This window comes from Comamonas resistens (assembly GCF_030064165.1).
GTDB classification, from domain to species: Bacteria; Pseudomonadota; Gammaproteobacteria; order Burkholderiales; family Burkholderiaceae_C; genus Comamonas; species Comamonas resistens.
On sequence record NZ_CP125947.1, the window covers coordinates 3500641 to 3516995 of the forward strand.

The window sequence follows — 16355 nt, forward strand, 5'->3', positions numbered from 1 at the left end:
TGCATCACCCCTGCAGTTGTGCCCAGACTTCCTGATCACGCTCGGCCGTCCAGATACGGGGCCAGTCGATGCCGTCAAACTCGTCCCACAGGCGCTGCACATCGAAGGGCAGGCAATGCTCGAAGATGGGCCAGCGGCCAAACTTGGGCGCCAGCGCCTTGTGCGTGGCCTCGAACGCCTCCTTCAAAGTGCCGCCGCGCTTGTGCACGGCGCCCACATTGTCGATCATGCCGCGCAGGAATTCGCGCGTCTGCTCGATGGCCGCATCGGTGGCCGCCGTGCCCTTGGCAACGGCTCCGCGCCCGCCCACGATGAATTCGGCACGGTATTTCTTGAGGTTGTCCAACGTCTTGCTGGCCCACTCCATATGGAAGGCATCGCCGGTGTAGAGCGCAGCTTCGGCTTCGACCAGATCGCCGGCAAACATGGTTTTGCTCTTGTCGTGCCAGACGATGATGTCGCCCGCTGTGTGGCCGCGGCCTTCAAAGCGCAGGTCCAGCTTGCCGCGGTTGCCGCCCAGATCGATCTCGAACTGCGTATCGAAAGTCTGTGTGGGCCAGGTCAGACCGGGAATGCCCTCGGGTTCCTTGAACAGTCGCGGCATGCGGCCGTACTCGCTGTCCCAGTCCTGCTGGCCGCGCTCCTCTATGAGCTTGCGCGTGGTCTCGCTGGTGATGATGTGCTCGGCATCGAAGGCCGATGCGCCCAGTACGCGCACGGCGTGGTAGTGGGTCAGGATCAGGTATTTGACGGGCTTTTGCGTGTGCTCGCGCAGCTTGGCCAGCCAGTCTCGCGCAGCCGCAGGCGTGGCACGGGCTTCGATGGCAACGATGAAATCCTCCCCTTCGAAGGCACCCACATTGGGATCACCTTCGGCCGTCAGCGCATAGACGCCGTCGGCCAGAATTTCCAGGGTTTCTTTTTTGGCCGCTGTATCGGCCGACGATGCAAAAGGCTTTGCCATGGGTGTACTCCTTGAATCTTGTATGAACGAACCGGCGGGCTTGCTGCCCCGCTTCTGCATTCGCAACCACACCAGTCTGCGCAAAGTCGGCGCCCTTGTCTGTCCATAGTTCTATGGACAAATTGGCACAAACCACGACCCAGGTCCGGTCTGTGCCTGCATGGCTTCGTGCTATGGTTCCTGTATCAGCAAGCGTTTGATACATCTGCGCTTGAAGCCAATAGGACTTAGGAACTTACGCAAACAAGCGCCAAGGACTGCTGCCTTGAGGTGAGGCACTTGCCCGAACCGGATGGGCATCAGCCGCGGCCCATTTCCCTGCAGGATTTCTCCATGAATACCGCTTTTGACCGCCGCCAGTTGCTGCAATGGATGGGCACCGCTGCCGCCGCCAGCGCCCTTCCCGCCTGGGCTGCCAAAGACAATCGCCTGTGGCCGCAGGACAGCCGCGTGCCCGGCGGCGTGGCCCGCCTGTCGCTGGGTCCGGCTTCCAACCGGCCTACGCTGAGCTTCAACGATGCACCCGTGCTGGTGCTTGGCGACATGATCGAATGGACGGCCATCGTCGGCATTCCGCTGTCCACCGCGCCGGGGCAGTACCCGCTGCAACCGAAGGCCGACGGCCAGCCGCGTGAAATCATGCTCACCGTGCAGGACAAGAAGTATGTGGAGCAGCGTCTCAAGGTCTCGCCCAAGACCGTGGACCTTTCCCCTGAGGACAATGCGCGTTACGAGCGCGAGGCGGCTCACCTCAAGACCGTGATGACCAGCATGGCCCAGCCTCTGCCCATGGCGCAGGAACTGCGCATGCAGGTGCCAGTGCCGGGACGTCGCTCCAGCAGCTTCGGCCTGCGCCGCGTCTTCAACGGCCAGTCACGCAATCCGCACAGCGGCATGGATATCGCTTCCCCCACCGGTACGCCGGTCAAGGCGCCGCTGCCGGGCAAGGTCATCGATGTGGGCGACTATTTCTTCAACGGCGGCACCGTCTGGCTGGACCACGGCGGCGGCCTGCTGTCCATGTACTGCCACCTGAGCCAGGTGGACTGCAAGATCGGCGACATGCTGAAAACGGGGGACGCCTTCTGCAAGGTAGGCGCCACGGGCCGCGTAACCGGCCCGCACCTGCACTGGAGCGTGATGCTCAACCGCGCCATGGTGGACCCGGCGCTTTTCATCTGAGCGCTATCTGCACCTGCAAAAAAGCGGCCGGAAAGGCCGCTTTTTGCTATGAATTTCAGACTTGGTGCGCAGGAGTAGCAAGCGCTGCAAGACGATTCAGTGCAGATTCACATTACGGTGTGTCCCTGTCCTGCTTCAGATAGTTTTCCACCAGCTCGAAGAAGCTGTCGTAGAAACTGCGCGCGGAAATGGTTTCGCTACCCACCTTGACCAGGGAGTCGCTGCTCGATGAAAAAGGCAATGACAAGGAGCCCAGCGCCCCAACCCCCACACTGGCCGAGCTGGCACTTTTCTTGAGGGCATAGCGGTCCTGCAAAGCCGTGGCAAAACCCAGGCTCACCTGACCATCGCTGGTCTGCGGCACACAGACCACCCGGAAATTGATCTCCAGATTGGTCTCCATATTGGGCTGGAAGCTCTTGCGCCCCTCTATCAGTTCCTGCGTCCTGGCCGTGGCGATGTAGCCCTGGCTCAGCAACGCACGGCGCGCCGCCTCGCAGGTCTGGGCGGGCGGGGCATCAAAGCCGCGCGAGAAAGTGGAGCTGGAATCAAAGGTCTCCTGCACTGCCACCGGACTGGGAGCATGTGACGCACAAGCCCCCAGAACGGCGGCCATCAGGCTGGCAACTCCCAGACGCAACCAAGTTTTTCCCGACAAAACAACTCCACCTGCGCGCACAAAACCTCCTAGGTACATCAACCGTGGCACCAAGCGTAGCAGCTTGGCAGGTGTGCCCGAGCCCGGTTGGGTTCGGCATAGATTTTTTTTCGATCTTTACATGGCGGAGCAGACATGCAGCTGGCATAGGTTGACACTCTTTGCATTTCCTTCATGCGCGCAGCCGTCTTCGTGGGTTATGGTTCTGCTTCTATAGGCGTCTGCCTGCGCAATCTTCAGCCCGGCGCATTATCGGGGGAACTGTCAGTGCGCGGCGGACTCCAATAGGGTAGATTTTTTTCATCCATATCTTGAAGGAACACTTATGAAATTTCGCTGGACCTGGTGCCTACCTCTGATCGCCACTGTGACGCTGGCCGCCTGCGGCACCACTGGCGGCGGCGCCAGCAAGCCCGGCCCCAGTGGCCCTGCAGGAGATGCCAACTCCCTGACGGCCTACCACTGGAAGCTTCAGCAAGCATTCAATCCTGCTGGCGCTGATGACCAGACCTGGTTCCTGGATTCGACCAAGGCCCCCATCGAGCTGGAATTCATTGAGCAGCGCGCAGTCGTCAAAAACCTGTGCAACGTCATGTCCGCCGGCTACAGCGTGGAAGGCCAACGCCTGAACGTGCAAAGGCCCATGAGCACGCTGCGCGCCTGCGCCGACAACCAGCTGATGATGCTGGAGCAGAAAGTCGCCCGTATCCTGCCCACCACCAAGCAATGGAATGTGCAACTGCCTGCCAGCGCTGCCGAGCAGCCTCGCCTGACCATTCAGTTCATCGACGGTACACGCTGGCAACTGCAGGGCAGCCCCACCCCGCAGACCAAGTACGGCGGCAAGCCTGAGCGCATGTTTCTCGAGGTCGGCCCCGAGCGCAAACCCTGCAGCGCAGGCGCAGGCCGTCACCAGTGCCTGCAGGTACGCGAGATCCGCTATGGCGACAACGGCGTCAAGACCTATACCGGCCAGTGGGAAAACTTCTACAGCGAGATCGAGGGCTACAAGCACCAACCCGGTATCAGCAACACTCTGCGCATAGACCGCTACAAGCTCCAGAACGTGCCGGCAGATGCCTCCAGCTACGCCTATGTGCTGGACATGGTGATCGGCTCCGCCGTCGAAAAGCCAAGCAAGTAAGCATCCGCCCCACTTGCACCAAGCCGGCCTCAGGCCGGCTTTTTTATGGCCGCAGGGTCGTCCAAAGGCAATAAGCGCCCCTTGGGCGCAACTGCCACACGAAGTGGGCAAGCGTGGGAGATTTTTATGCCTGCCGGCAATGTTTCACGCCATGCGCATGGAACCTGGCCGGCCAGGCTGGCAACTATCTATTTCCCATAATTACTCTTTGATGACAGCCACTTGCAAAGAAAATGCCAGTCGCAGGCAATTTGCAACGCATTTGTAAAGTTATACCCAATTGCTGTGGGCGGTCCTGTGGACAAATCCACCCTCCCCCCTGCAAACCCGCATAAAACCTGGGCCGATGTTCCGCGATCAAAAAATACGCAGCCCGCCTGGCCCTGCGCAATGTTTCACGGATCCCCAAAGGCCCCCACGCTTGCCCACTGGCGCGTGGCCGCAGCCCCCCTCGAGGGGCCACTTATGGCCTTGGCCTTGAGGGGGCCGCGGCCATAAAAAAGCCGGCACCTTTTGGATGCCGGCACAGAGGAGAGACCTGGGTTTCAGCGCACAAGGCACAGGATTTCAGTGGGCACTCGTCGCCATCATGTCGGAAGTGCCAGGGCTTGCATTTTCAGGCAGCTCAACGCAGATGGAAACTGCCTTGAACAAACATGGACGAGCGATGTCCTGTTTCGCACTGCTCATCGGCATAGGACCAGAAGGCCTGCACCGTACCTTTGGAGGAGTCTATGACCTGGCTCACGGTGAAGCCGGTTTTTTCGACCCAGTTCAGAAAGTGCAGATGGTCGCTGAGCTGCAGATAGCTCAGGCTCTCACAGCCCTCGGAGACATGGCCTTGAGAGTCCACCACCCGCCAGCGCATCTGTCCATTGGCGGTGTAACGGACTTCCGCTCGGCTATCGGGAAACTCGATGACCGCTTCGCGACCCAGCAGCGTTCCAGCGTATTGAAGGGAAAGCATGGACATGATGGCGACTCCTTCTACAACTGCACGGTCTATGGCAACAGAATTCATTGACGTGCAACTATGGTGGCGCTGCGCCCAAGGGCGGCTTGTGGGAATGAACCGCATGCCATCGTCGGCAAACATTTTTTGACAGGCAGAGATTCAGGTCACGAATTCATAGCTGCACTGCCAAGACCAGCACCGCCGGAACTTTTCCAGGCAGTCAGCACCAGCACAGCGCAAAAACGCAAGATCACAGATACTTCCAGCCTGCCAGAACACCATCACCGTCGCCATGCGCGCTCTGGCTGGCCTTCCCTTCCCGCGCCTTCACATTCCACCGTGCCCAGCACCGCCTCTTCCTCACTGCCACCGCTGCGCGATCGCGCCTTTGTCTCTTTTGTACTGGCCCGCATGCTGGCCATGTTCGGCCAGCAGATGCAGGCCGTGGTCGTGGCCTGGCAGGTCTATGACATCACGCGTGATCCGCTGTCGCTGGCCTATGTGGGTCTGGCCCAGTTCCTGCCCATGATGGGTCTGTTGATTCCCGCTGGAGACCTCAGCGACCGCATGAGCCGCAAACGCCAGCTGGGCATGAGCTGGCTACTGGCTACCGTCTGCTCGGGCCTGCTGTGGCTAATCTCGGAAGCGGGCATCCACCATGTGCAGTGGATTTATGCCGTGCTGGTTCTGTTCGGCTGCAGCCGCGCCTTCAGCGGGCCTGCGCTGCAAAGCCTGCTGCCGCAGATCGTGGCCCGCGAGCAACTGGCCAAGGCCCTGGCAACCAACAGCATGCTGATGCGCATCTCCGCCATCGCCGCTCCGGTGCTGGGCGGCCTGCTCTACGCCCTGGGTGGCGGGGTTCTGACCTATGCGGTCTGCGGCCTGGGGCTGCTGCTGGGAGCCGCGCTTTTGAGCCAGGTGCCCGTGCGTTTTGCCGCTGTGCAGCAACGGGGCGCACAGGATGAGAGCTCGATGTGGCAGCGCTTTGTCCAGGGCGTGAACTTCATGCGCACCAGGCCCATCATCCTGGGCACGATTTCTCTGGATCTGTTTGCCGTGCTGCTGGGCGGCGTGGTGGCCTTGCTGCCCGTCTATGCGCATGAAGTGCTGCAAGTCGGCCCGCAAGGCCTGGGCCTGCTGCGCTCATCGATGGCCATGGGAGAGGTCTGCATGGGCCTGTGGCTGTCGGCCCGCCCCATCAACCGCCATGTCGGCAAGGTGATGTTCGCGGCCGTGGCCGTGTTTGGCCTGGCCAATCTGGTGTTTGCGCTTTCGCACTGGTTTGTGCTATCCATGCTGGCACTGGCCCTCGCGGGCGCGGCCGATATGGTCAGCGTCTATATCCGCGGCGCGCTGGTGCAGTTTTCCACGCCCGACCATATGCGCGGCCGCGTGAATGCGGTGAACATGCTCTTCATAGGCTCATCCAACGAACTGGGCGAGTTCCGCGCGGGCAGCAGTGCCTCGTGGTTTGGCGCCGTACCTGCCGCCGTTCTGGGCAGCTTGTGCACGCTGGGCGTGGTGGGCGCTTGGATGACGCTGTTCAAGCCGCTGCGCGATGTGGACAGGCTTGAAGATGCAGCCCGCGTGGGCACAGGAAAAGACAATCCCGTCAATTCCTGATTTGATAGCTATCAGCGCTTGATATATAAGAGATAGAGTTCAATTTATACAAAAAAGCCTCATCCGAAGATGAGGCTTTTTATCTGGAGCTCAGTGCGGTTACAGCATCTGGGCGCGCAGATCGGCCGCGCTCTTGGGCGACAGCAGGCCGGGAGCCACGTCAAACACGGTCTTGCAACCATGCTGACCGGTCTGGGCCATGCGGTGCACGGCGCGGGCATAAGCCACGAGCACGCTGGAGGTGAACTCGGGGTTGCTGTCCAGTTGCAGACGGTATTCGATGACCTGCTTGTTCTCCGCGCTGGTGTTGCCGCTGCGGATCACAAAACCGCCATGGGGCATGGTCGCATGATCGCGCGCCAGCTCTTCGGCGCTGATGAAGTTCACCGTGGTGTCGTACTCGTCGAAGTAGTGAGGCATTTCCACGATGGTCTTACGCACGGCCTCGGCATCGGCGCCGTCCTTCAGCACCACATGGCATTCGCGCTTGTGCTTTTCACGCGTGGACAGCTCGGGGCGCACACCGGAGCGCACCTTGTTGACGGCCTCTTCCACGGGAATCGTGTACTGCACGCCGCCGGCCACGCCTTCGACGCGTCGGATCGCATCGGAATGCCCCTGGCTCAGGCCCTTGCCCCAGAAGGTGTAGGTTGCACCATCGGGCAGCAGGGATTCGCCCATCACACGGTTGATGGAGAACATGCCGGGGTCCCAGCCGGCCGAGATCAGCGCCGTGGTCTGTCCGCCCTGGGCGGCCTTGTCCACATTGGCAAAGTGCTCGGGGATGCGGGCGTGGGTGTCGAAGCTGTCGATCAGGTTGAAATGGGCCGCCAGCTCGGGGGCCTGCTTGGGCAGATCATCCTTGGAGCCGCCACAGAGAATCAGCACATCGACCTGCCCCTTGTGCGAGAGCAGGCTGTCCATGGCGTACACGGGGGTGCCGGCGTGCAGGGGCTTGAGCTGCGCGGGATCGCGGCGGGTGTAGATGCCCACCAGCTGCATGTCGGGGTTCTTGGCGATGGCAGCTTCCACGCCACGGCCCAGATTGCCATAACCAACGATACCAACGCGCACAGAGGATGTTGTCGATGCCATTCGGGGCACTACCTTTCGAGAAAAAGCCAAAAAGCAATTATTGCCTTGCTGCACCACGCGGGAAACGCTGCGCTCAGTGCAGTCTGTGTGAACGTACGCGCCATAAATGCCAGATGCCATCGACGATTAGCAGGCCCACCGCCACGAAGATCAGCGCATAAGTCAGCACCTGCTGCGGTGCAATGCTCTCGCCCAGCAACCAGGCCACCACCACCAGCAGCGCCGGCTCCACATAGGACAGCAGCCCGAACAGGCCCAGGGGCAGCCAGCGACTGGCAATCATGTACAGCGCCAGCGCCACGGCGCTGACCATGCCCAGCACCGCCAGCAGCACCCATAGCTCTGAATGACCGGCGACCAGCGGCCAGCTGTTGGGTGCGCGCAGCGTGAAGGCAATGGCCGCCGGCAGCAGCAGCGCCATGTCTATCCAGTGGCCGGCCAGCGTATCGGTCTGCAACCAGCGGCGCAGCGAGAAATACACGGTGTAGCCCAGCGCCACCACCCAGGTTTCCCAGGACATGCCGCCGGCCTGCCAGAACTCGTGGCCCACGCCCACGGCGGCCACCAGCGTGGCCAGCGCCTGGCCACGCGTCAGCCGCTCGGCAAACAGCAACCGCCCCGCCACCACCATCACCAGCGGCAGCAGAAAATAGCCGAGCGACACGGGCAAGGCGCGCCCGTTCATCGGCGCCCACATGAAAATCCATAGCTGCACGCCCAGCAGCGCTGCGCTCAGCAGCAGCAAGCCGCCAAACCTGGGTTGCTTCCAGGCCCGCGCCAGCAGCGCACGCACGGCTGCCGTTTCCTTGAGCGCAAACAGCAGTGCCGTAGTGAAGGGCAGTGTCACCAGCACCCGCCAGCCAAAGATCTGCTCGCCATCGAGCGGCGCCAGAAACGGCGAGAGGTAATAAAGGGAAGCGAACAGAACGGACGCCAGAACCGAGACAACAACGCCCTTGAACATCAGAGTTGAAAAATCAAGAAAAACAGCTTCAAACGCTTGCTGGTAAAGCGCAAGAAGCTAGGAATAAAGAGAACAGAATTTATGCAAACAAAGATGCACCAGGGCTTTGCCTTGAAGCGAAGCTCTTGCTTGAATCTGATCTGCACAAGTCGTGAAAGTATTGCGGCAGACCTTGCGCCGCCGCGAACCAGCCCGGCATTGTCCAGTAACCCGAAGCTGCACATGCACCCCTGCACCGATGCCAGCCCTGGCCGCCAGGAATGCACTGACCGCTGCGCACAAGAGCCGCCGCTGCGGTAGAGTGCGGCTCGCCACCCGCTTTGCCCCATGACCGAATCTGCCCTGCCCGCACATCCCCCTTTGCACATTCTCTGGCAGGACGAACACCTGGTCGCGGTCTACAAGCCTGCGGGCTGGCTGGTGCATCGCACGGGGCTGGATGCGCACGAAACCCGCTTTGTCATGCAGGCGCTGCGTGATCAGCTAGGTCGCCATGTCTGGCCCGTGCACCGTCTGGACAAGGGCACTTGCGGCGTGCTGCTCATGGCCCTGCACAAGGAAGCCGCGCAGGCCCTGGCCGCCAGCTTTGCGGCGCATGAAACCCGCAAGGAATACCGGGCCCTGGTACGCGGCTGGCTGCCCGATAGCGTGGAGGTGGAGCATGCCCTCAAACCCGACGATGCCCCCGAGGATGCACCGGTGCAGCAAGCTCACACGACGCTGCGCTGCCTGGCGCGCCTGTCCTGGCCCGAGAGTTACGACGGCCGCCATCCAGAGACCCGCATCAGCCTGGTCCAGGCCCTGCCCACCACAGGGCGCAGACACCAGATTCGCCGCCACCTCAAGCATGTGGCCCATCCCATCATCGGCGACGCCACCCATGGCAAGGGACCGCTGAATCGCTGGTGGGCCGAACGTCTGGGCCAGCAGCGCTTGTGGCTGCATGCCCAATCGCTGGCAATCGCCCACCCCATGAGCGGTGAGCCCATGCGCTTCGAGGCCGACTGGTCAGCGCTCGGCCATTTGCAGGAAGCGCAGGACTGGCAAAGGCTGCTGGCCCTGCCGGGCTGGCAGGCTGTCACATGAAAAAAGCGGCCAGCGCTTACCCATCAAGCGCTGGCCGCTATGGTTTTTCAGCAATCAGGCAGACTTGGGCGTAGCGCGAATCCACTTGCCTTCTTCATCGAACTGCAGGCTGGGCGCGGCCACAAACTCGTACTGGCCTTCCGGGTCGGACTTGAGTTCACCCTGCAGCAGCTCCACCAGACGTTCGTTGGGCATCTTGAAGCCGCAAGCCTGCGCATGACCGCCGCCGCCAAAGCTCTCGGCCAGCGGAATGCAATTGAACTCCGAACGCGAACGCAGGCCCACCTTGGTGCCCTTGTGATTGGCATGCCACATCAGGGCAAAGCTGCCGCTCTGGCGCGCCAGCAGATCGCCAACCTGGCTGTGGAACATGCCGGGGCAGTTGACCATCAGGCCCTGCTGGCCGTTGAAGACCAGCACTTGCGCGCCGTCAGCGATGTCCGCGCACAGCTTCTGGAACTTCTCGTCCATTGCTCCGCCACGGGCCATATAGGCGGCCTCCTGCTCGGGCGTGAAGGCCGCGATCTCGGCCCAGCGCTCGAAGCTGCGCTCCGGCTCCATGTCCAGGGCCGCCAGAAAGGCCGCGCTTTCGGGAAACTCCCATTTCCAGATATCGCGGTCTTCGATGTAGCGAATCAGGCCGGGCACGGGCTTGTCGGCCTGGAAGAACTCCCAGCCCAGGCGCGCGCCCGACTTGTTCATGTCGAAGTGCACCGCGCCGCAGTGGCACTGGTAGCCATTGAGCTTTTCGGCCGCGCTCTTGTGATGATCCAGCACCACGAGTTTGGCCACGCGCGACTCGATTTCGGCCATCAGCGCGGGCTCGAAGGCAAAGTCCAGCACATAGACAGCGCGGCCGCTCAGATCGCCGAGGTCATCGGCGCTCAGGATCTCGCCATGGTCGAGACCGCGAAACTCGGCCTGGCCTTCATAGAACAGCCAGGCAGCCAGGGCCGCACCAAAGCCGTCGGGGCAGCGGCGGCCATGATAGAGAATGAGGGGATTGAGATCGTTGCGATCGGGGCGCACCAGCAATTGCTGGAACAAAGTGGGTTTGGCGCCCGATGGAGTGTTCTGTGCGGTCATAGCCGGGTATTTTCGCCGTTTGCTGCACTGCACGACAAAGCGCGGGCATTGCGGGTCCGCGCCGTCTGGCCGGTCCCATGCCGGTGCGCACTCCGGGCCTGGCAAGCCCCTCGTAAGTCACCGCTTGCTACTGGGCGAGATAGCACAAGCGCTGATACCCCTGATTTCGGTATCTACCTAAGCGCGGCGCCGCCGCATACGCCTATGATGGGGGTCTTGCTATTGAAATGCTGCGGTCACCGGCAGGCCCGCCTTGCTCGCTTGCCAGGACAGTTACAGCACTGGGTGCTCCGCGGCCCCTGTATGCGATCTACACCAGATATCACTCCTCACCTCGGCACACTGCTCAGTTTTCGCCGCGATCTGCACGCCAATCCTGAGCTCAAGTACGAAGAGCACCGCACCGGCGACAAAGTCGCCGCATATCTCACCGCCCTGGGCCTGACCGTGCACCGGGGCCTGGGCCAGACCGGCGTCGTGGCCAGCATCTACGGCAAGGGCCGCAGCAAGGACAACCCCGGCCGCAGCATCGGCATCCGCGCCGACATGGACGCGCTGCCTGTCACGGAAATCAATACCTTCGATCACATCAGCCAGAACAAGGGCCGCATGCATGCCTGCGGCCATGACGGCCACACCACCATGCTGCTGGGCGCCGCCACCACCCTGGCACAGCACCCCGACTTTGACGGCACGGTGCACCTGATCTTCCAGCCCGGCGAAGAAGGCGGTGCTGGCGCCAAGGCCATGATGGATGACGGCCTGTTCGAGAAATTTCCCTGCGAAGCCGTGTTTGCGCTGCACAACTGGCCCTCGCTGCCCGCCGGCCAGATGGCAGTGCGCGTGGGCCCCATCATGGCCTCCACCCTGCGCTTTCAGATCAAGGTCATGGGCAAGGGCGGTCACGCGGCCATGCCCCACACCACGCTGGACCCGATTCCCGTGGCCTGCGCCATCGTGACGCAGCTGCAGACCCTGGTCTCGCGCAGCACCGACCCGCTGGATTCGGCCGTGCTCACCGTGGGCAAGATCACCAGCGGCACGGTCGAGAACATCATTCCCGACGAGGCCATCATTGCCGGTACCGTGCGCACCCTGAAGAAGGAAACGCGCGAGATGTTCGTGGAAGGCCTCAAGCGCATCAGCAGCCATGTGGCCGCCGCGCATCTGTGCCAGGCCGAGTTCACGCTGCGCCCCGGCGCCTACCCCAACACCACCAACCACGCCCGCGAAGCCAAGTTCATGGCCGCCGTGATGCGCGAGGTGGTGGGTGATGCCAATGCCTTTGACGATGTGCTGCCCGCCATGACATCCGAGGACTTTGGCTTCATGCTCGAAGCCGTGCCCGGCGCCTATGGCTGGATCGGCAACGGCCCCGGCAACGGCCAGCCCGGCGTGAGCCTGCACAACCCGGCCTATGATTTCAATGATGACAATATCGGCCGTGGCTCCAGATTCTGGGATCTGCTGGCGCGCCGCTATTTCGAGCAGCCCGCTGCCTGAGGACTTGCGCTTCATCGAAAAAGCCCGCAACCATTCATGACAGCGGGCTTTTTTTCATTGCCGGGCCGCCCCAAGATGAAAACGCCGGGGCCGCCTAGGTCCTACGACCACACGGCAGCGAGGGAGCACGGGGAGCCATTTCTCATGCCGTCCCTGAGCGGTCAGGTTCACCAAGCACCTCGGCCATCCATTGCTGCTGCGGCATGGGTTTACCCAGCAGCAGGCCTTGCAGCACGATGTCCGGGTTCCACTGCATCAGTTGCTCCGCCTGCTCCTGCAGCTCCACGCCTTCGGCCACCACCCGCAAGCGCAGGCGGCGGGCAATCAGCAGCATGGCCTCGACCATGGCTGCATCCCTGTCGGAGCGGTGACTGCCACGCACAAAGCCCTGGTCGATCTTGATCTCATGGATAGGCAGATGCTTGAGGCTGTACATGGACGAATAGCCCGTGCCAAAGTCGTCCAGCGCGATCTCTATGCCCATATTGCACAGCTCCTGCAGCAAGTTGCGCACCTCATGCATATCGCGAAGCACCACCCCCTCGGTGATCTCCAGCGTGAGCTGGTGCGGATTGGCCCCGGTCTCATGCAGCACTGCCTTGAGCATGGGCATGAACTCCTCATGCCCGAACTGGATGGCGCTGATATTGACCGACAGCCTCAGGCCTCGCTCCACAAAGGCAGGCTGCGCCAGCAGCATGCAGGACTGACGCATCACCCATTCGCCCAGGCTCACGATCAGCTCGGATTCCTCGGCCACGGGGATGAACTCCACGGGGCTGACCAGCCCCCATTGCGGATGCTGCCAGCGCACCAGCGCCTCGGCGCCCACACACTTTCCATCGGCCGAGGCCTGGGTCTGCAGGAACAGCCTCAACTCGCCCTGCGAGATGCCGTTGCGCAGGTCCCTGGCAATGCGCATGCGCTTGATCAACTCCTTGGCCATGCGCGGCTCGAACAGCAGCACGCTGCCCGGACCGATCTGCTTGGCCTCGTGCAATGCGACGCTGGCAAAGCGCAGCACATCGCTGTTGCCCACTGCATCGGCCCCGGGCTCCATCACGGCTCCGCCCATGGAGCAGCTGACGGACTCCACTCCGTCCCTGCCCAGCAGCTGGAACGGGCGTTGCACCGCTTTTTTCAGCGTGCGGGCATATTGGTTCAGCTGCTCTTTCGCACCTGCAGCGGTGACGTCCAGGTTCTCGAAAAACAGAGCGAACTCCGCCGATGCGATGCGCCCTACCCAGACATCATCGGGCAAGACCTCCACCAGCCGCGCACCGATGGCATGTACCAGCTCGTCGCTGTACTGCATGCCATGCGCATCGCCAAAGAGCGAAAAGCTGTCCACATCCAGCAGCAGCAGACCATGGCAGACACGCCGCTTGCCGTGAGCCAGGGCCCGCAGATGCAGCGCCAATGAATGGCGGTTGGGCAGGCCGGTCAAGGAGTCCAGGTACACGAGATCATGGATGCGCCGGGCTGCCAGCACTTTTTCCGACAGATCCCGCTTGAGCTCGACATAGTTGACGACCTCGCCCCGTGACGTGCGAATCGGCGCCACAAGCACGGATTCGCGCAGCGGCTCTCCATTGCGGGTGCTGTTCGTCATCTCGCCGCTCCAGACCTTGCCGGCCTTGAGCTGCTCCAGCACCCGCTGCCTTGCAGCCTCGCTCATTCCCACGGTGGATATTTTTTCGGTGGGCTGATGCAGCACCTCACTGCGCGTATAACCGGTACGCGCCAGAAAAGCCTCGTTGACGTAGACGATCTTCAGTTCCGGGTCGGTGATGACAATGCTCTCGGGGTGCTGTTCCACCGCGCGCTGGAACTTGCGCAGCTCATGCTGACTGGCTTCCAGCGAAGCCAGCATGTCCAGGCTTTTCTGCTCGCGCCGGCTCAGGCTGGCACGGGCAATCAAGGTCGTCATCAAAGCCAGGCCCAGCATGCCCAGCATATAAAGCAGCGCGGTCAGCTCAAACGTGCGGCCCGGTGTCGCATTGAAAGCATCCAGTGCCCATAGCCCCAGCAGAGTCAGCGCCGACAGCAGCAACATGGCCACGGCCTGAAAAGCGCCCAACAGCCAGGCCGTGACCAGCACCCAGACCGGAAACCCCATCGTGGCCTTGCTGACCAGTCCGCCCGAGCACAGCGTGGTGGCCACCCCCAAGGCCCAGTTGGCCCAGACAAAGAACAGCGCAGCCATTTGCCAACGTCTGGCCTTGATCATCCGCTGCGTGATCAGCGCCGTGGGCAGCAGCAGAAACACCAGCGCAGTCATCCACCATGACACCTGCGTCAACATCAGCGCAGACACCGTCAGCACCAGTCCCAGCCCGCTCATCCAGAGACAGGCGAAGCGCAGCACATGCCGCATGGACAGACGGTTTCTGACCTCGATGAAATGACCCTGCATGCGAAGCTCGCGACCCTGTGGTGATGCCAGGCCCTATGCTAGCCGCAGACAGGGACTCGACTCCAGCCCCGGCACGCAGGGAAACTTCGCCAATCAGTGTTTTGGCGCGCGTGGCTTGGCGCCGGCCTTGCCTGCTTCGGCCTTGGCGGATGCGCCCTTCTTTCCCGTCGAAGTGGCGGCACGGCCCCCGTCTTCGCGCGGCGGGCGAGGAGCACGGTTTTTCTTGCGCGCCGCCGCCTGGGCATCCTTCCTGGCCTGGCGCTCGGCATCTTTTTGCTGGCCTTCGGCCAGCCAGGCCTCGAACTCGGCAGGCGTTTCCAGCGTGATGCGCCCCAGGATGGCATCGCGGAAATCGGTCAGCACCAGCTCTGCCGCTTTTTGCAGATTGACACGGCCACCGCTCATCACGGCGCCGCGCTTCTTGCCGATCAGCGTCAGCAATTCGTCATCATGCAGCGTGGCAATCTCTGCGGCATCCAGCCCCAGCTTGTAGCGCGCGTCCAGCATGGCGGCGTAATGCTTTTGCAGATACAGCAGCAGCTCCAGCGCCACCAGCTCTTCGTCATAGGCATTGCGGCCCACAGCCCCGCTGGCGGCCAGGTTGAAGCCGCTTTTCTCGACAATGATGCGCGGCCACAGCATGCCCGGCGTATCCCAGAGATAGAAGTCGTCGGCCAGCACGATGCGCTGCTCGATCTTGGTGATGCCGGCTTCGTTGCCCGTCTTGGCCTGGGTCTTGCCGCTCATGGAGTTGATCAGCGTGGACTTGCCCACATTGGGCACGCCGCAGATCAGCACGCGCATGGGCTTGGCCATGCCGCCACGGCTGGGAGCCAGCAGCTTGCATTGCTCGATCAGGCGCTTGGTGGGGGCGGGCTCGGAGGCATCGAGCGCGATGGCACGCGTTTCGCTCTGGGCGTTGTACCAGTCCAGCCAGGCCCGGGTCTGCACGGGGTCGGCCAGATCCTGCTTGTTGAGAATCTTCAGGCGCGGCTTGTGGCCTGTCATTTCCTGCAGCAAGGGGTTGGCGCTGGAGCCTGGCAGGCGCGCATCCAGCACCTCGATGACCACGTCGATTTCCTTGACGCGCTCCATGATGGCCTGGCGTGTCAGGTGCATGTGACCGGGGAACCATTGGATGGCCATATCAGCGTATCTCTCTTTTCAGGTAGGTGAATTCAGGCGCGCAAGGATAATCGCCCTCTGCTTTTCTGACCCGCGCACCCTGCTATGCCCCTGCCTTCTACCCCCCAAAAATCCAAATCCCGCAATGAAATTCTGATCAAGGGCCTGACGATTGCGCTGATCGGCATCATTATTTTGCTCGCCCCGGTTTTCAAGCCCGAAAGCGGCATCGGCCAATTGTTTGCCCAGTCCTATCTGGTGGGCTGGTTTGCGCTGGTGCTGGGCCTGGCCTTCATCGCCCAATATCTGCTGGCCCGCTTCAAGAAGTGACGGACTCCGCCTTGCTGCAGCCGCTGGCCCGGGCCCGCAGCCAGATTGCGCAGTGGCAGGTCCGCGCGGCTGCGGCCGGCCTTGCGCTGCGCAAGCCGCCGCCCGAGCCAACCAGTTGCTGCGGTCGCGGCTGTAACGGCTGCGTCTGGGAAGGCTATTACGACGCGCTGGGCTTCTGGCTGGAAGATGCCGCCCAAGCCTTGCAGGCATGCTGAAAGCCTGCC

Annotated in this window: 16 protein-coding genes; 8 read left to right on the plus strand and 8 right to left on the minus strand. The window is 62.2% G+C overall.

Going from position 1 to position 16355, the window contains the following annotated elements; genetic code table 11:
- Positions 1 to 4: 4 nt before the first annotated feature.
- Complete coding sequence (locus QMY55_RS16300; RefSeq protein WP_283485209.1) at positions 5 to 964, minus strand: MBL fold metallo-hydrolase; 960 nt, start codon at positions 962 to 964, stop codon at positions 5 to 7.
- Between the two features lie 333 nt (positions 965 to 1297).
- On the opposite strand from QMY55_RS16300, the gene QMY55_RS16305 reads away from it, so the two are divergent.
- Positions 1298 to 2146, plus strand: a complete 849-nt coding sequence (locus QMY55_RS16305) for a peptidoglycan DD-metalloendopeptidase family protein (protein ID WP_407650529.1) — start codon at positions 1298 to 1300, stop codon at positions 2144 to 2146.
- 112 nt (positions 2147 to 2258) lie between these two features.
- Here QMY55_RS16305 and QMY55_RS16310 read toward each other — a convergent pair whose 3' ends face one another.
- Positions 2259 to 2762: a DUF2242 domain-containing protein gene (locus tag QMY55_RS16310; RefSeq protein ID WP_283488991.1), complete on the minus strand. Its 504-nt coding sequence runs from the start codon at positions 2760 to 2762 to the stop codon at positions 2259 to 2261.
- 367 nt (positions 2763 to 3129) lie between these two features.
- On the opposite strand from QMY55_RS16310, the gene QMY55_RS16315 reads away from it, so the two are divergent.
- Positions 3130 to 3948 (plus strand): META and DUF4377 domain-containing protein, encoded by an 819-nt coding sequence (locus QMY55_RS16315; RefSeq protein ID WP_283485210.1) that lies wholly within the window; start codon positions 3130 to 3132, stop codon positions 3946 to 3948.
- 625 nt (positions 3949 to 4573) lie between these two features.
- On the opposite strand, the gene QMY55_RS16320 is transcribed toward QMY55_RS16315, so the two are convergent.
- Entirely contained in the window at positions 4574 to 4921 is a 348-nt protein-coding gene (locus tag QMY55_RS16320; RefSeq protein WP_283485211.1) for a MoaF-related domain-containing protein, read from the minus strand.
- A gap of 249 nt (positions 4922 to 5170) precedes the next feature.
- Here QMY55_RS16320 and QMY55_RS16325 point away from each other — a divergent pair, with 249 nt between their 5' ends.
- Positions 5171 to 6526: an MFS transporter gene (locus QMY55_RS16325; RefSeq protein WP_407650705.1), complete on the plus strand. Its 1356-nt coding sequence runs from the start codon at positions 5171 to 5173 to the stop codon at positions 6524 to 6526.
- 99 nt (positions 6527 to 6625) lie between these two features.
- Here the strand turns inward: QMY55_RS16325 and QMY55_RS16330 are convergent, their stop codons facing one another.
- Complete coding sequence (locus QMY55_RS16330; protein ID WP_283485213.1) at positions 6626 to 7621, minus strand: diaminopimelate dehydrogenase; 996 nt, start codon at positions 7619 to 7621, stop codon at positions 6626 to 6628.
- A 73-nt stretch (positions 7622 to 7694) separates the two neighbouring features.
- Positions 7695 to 8585, minus strand: coding sequence for an EamA family transporter RarD (rarD, locus tag QMY55_RS16335; protein WP_283485214.1), 891 nt, complete (start codon positions 8583 to 8585; stop codon positions 7695 to 7697).
- Between the two features lie 5 nt (positions 8586 to 8590).
- Here rarD and QMY55_RS16340 point away from each other — a divergent pair, with 5 nt between their 5' ends.
- Both QMY55_RS16340 and QMY55_RS16345 read left to right on the plus strand, forming a co-directional pair.
- The gene (locus QMY55_RS16340) at positions 8591 to 8740 is read left to right on the plus strand and encodes a hypothetical protein (protein WP_283485215.1); all 150 of its coding nucleotides are present in this window, start codon (positions 8591 to 8593) and stop codon (positions 8738 to 8740) included.
- Between the two features lie 172 nt (positions 8741 to 8912).
- Positions 8913 to 9671: a pseudouridine synthase gene (locus QMY55_RS16345; RefSeq protein ID WP_283485216.1), complete on the plus strand. Its 759-nt coding sequence runs from the start codon at positions 8913 to 8915 to the stop codon at positions 9669 to 9671.
- Between the two features lie 54 nt (positions 9672 to 9725).
- On the opposite strand, the gene QMY55_RS16350 is transcribed toward QMY55_RS16345, so the two are convergent.
- The gene (locus QMY55_RS16350; RefSeq protein WP_283485217.1) at positions 9726 to 10757 is read right to left on the minus strand and encodes a DHH family phosphoesterase; all 1032 of its coding nucleotides are present in this window, start codon (positions 10755 to 10757) and stop codon (positions 9726 to 9728) included.
- 303 nt (positions 10758 to 11060) lie between these two features.
- Here QMY55_RS16350 and QMY55_RS16355 point away from each other — a divergent pair, with 303 nt between their 5' ends.
- Positions 11061 to 12260, plus strand: coding sequence for a M20 aminoacylase family protein (locus QMY55_RS16355; RefSeq protein WP_283485218.1), 1200 nt, complete (start codon positions 11061 to 11063; stop codon positions 12258 to 12260).
- A gap of 142 nt (positions 12261 to 12402) precedes the next feature.
- Here the strand turns inward: QMY55_RS16355 and QMY55_RS16360 are convergent, their stop codons facing one another.
- Both QMY55_RS16360 and ylqF read right to left on the minus strand, forming a co-directional pair.
- Positions 12403 to 14676, minus strand: a complete 2274-nt coding sequence (locus QMY55_RS16360) for a putative bifunctional diguanylate cyclase/phosphodiesterase (protein ID WP_283485219.1) — start codon at positions 14674 to 14676, stop codon at positions 12403 to 12405.
- A gap of 93 nt (positions 14677 to 14769) precedes the next feature.
- Positions 14770 to 15822 carry a ribosome biogenesis GTPase YlqF gene (gene ylqF, locus QMY55_RS16365; RefSeq protein ID WP_283485220.1) on the minus strand — a complete coding sequence of 351 codons (1053 nt, stop codon included), beginning with the start codon at positions 15820 to 15822 and terminating at the stop codon, positions 14770 to 14772.
- An 84-nt stretch (positions 15823 to 15906) separates the two neighbouring features.
- Here ylqF and QMY55_RS16370 point away from each other — a divergent pair, with 84 nt between their 5' ends.
- Together QMY55_RS16370 and QMY55_RS16375 are read left to right on the plus strand one after the other, a co-directional pair.
- Positions 15907 to 16131 (plus strand): hypothetical protein, encoded by a 225-nt coding sequence (locus QMY55_RS16370; RefSeq protein ID WP_283485221.1) that lies wholly within the window; start codon positions 15907 to 15909, stop codon positions 16129 to 16131.
- The gene (locus tag QMY55_RS16375) at positions 16128 to 16346 is read left to right on the plus strand and encodes an oxidoreductase-like domain-containing protein (RefSeq protein WP_283485222.1); all 219 of its coding nucleotides are present in this window, start codon (positions 16128 to 16130) and stop codon (positions 16344 to 16346) included. Before QMY55_RS16370 ends, QMY55_RS16375 begins: the two co-directional genes overlap by 4 nt.
- Positions 16347 to 16355 lie beyond the last annotated feature (9 nt).